General features: G+C 52.2%; 1 protein-coding gene. It reads left to right on the top strand.

What is annotated here, in order from left to right:
• Positions 1–15: 15 nt before the first annotated feature.
• On the top strand, positions 16–630 hold a 615-nt coding region (locus JCM12308_RS27550; RefSeq protein WP_280138439.1), incomplete at its 3' end, for a calcium-binding protein.

Here is a 630-nt window from a genome sequence, read left to right as displayed (position 1 = left end):
GCAGGAGCCGATACATTGGATGGTGGCGCCAATACTGATGCGGCGCGTTACAACAGCTCACCAGCTGGAGTGATCGTCAACCTGAACACAGGAAGCACAAGCGGCGGCGATGCTGCCGGCGATACACTGATCAATATTGAGAACATTCTTGGCTCCAACCATAATGACGTTTTGACCGGCAACGCGGGCAACAACGGACTTTATGCTCATGGGGGTACCGACAAACTCTACGGTCTTGGTGGCAATGATACGCTCAATGCCTATGGCTCTGGAGCAGACTACCTTGATGGCGGATCTGGATTTGATGTCGCTCGCTATCGCTGGTCCAAGCATGCTCTGACCATCAATCTTGCAGATCCAAGCCAAAACACAGGCGATGCAGCAGGCGACACCTATGTCTCCATTGAAGGTGCCATGGGCAGTGACAAGTATGCCGATAAGCTCACCGGTAATGGTGCCAACAACACGTTGTGGGGCTATGGCGGTAATGATACTTTGAATGGTGCTGCAGGGAATGATCGCCTTTATGGCGGCAAAGGCAATGACACCTTTGTCTTTGAAGGCACCAGCTTTGACCGTGATGTAATTGAAGACTTTGCTGCAGGCCATGGGGAAGGCGATGTCATTCAG

It is taken from the genome of Pseudovibrio denitrificans JCM 12308 (assembly GCF_001310815.1).
Taxonomy (GTDB): Bacteria; Pseudomonadota; Alphaproteobacteria; order Rhizobiales; family Stappiaceae; genus Pseudovibrio; species Pseudovibrio denitrificans.
This window is presented reverse-complemented; position numbering and strand designations above follow the sequence as displayed.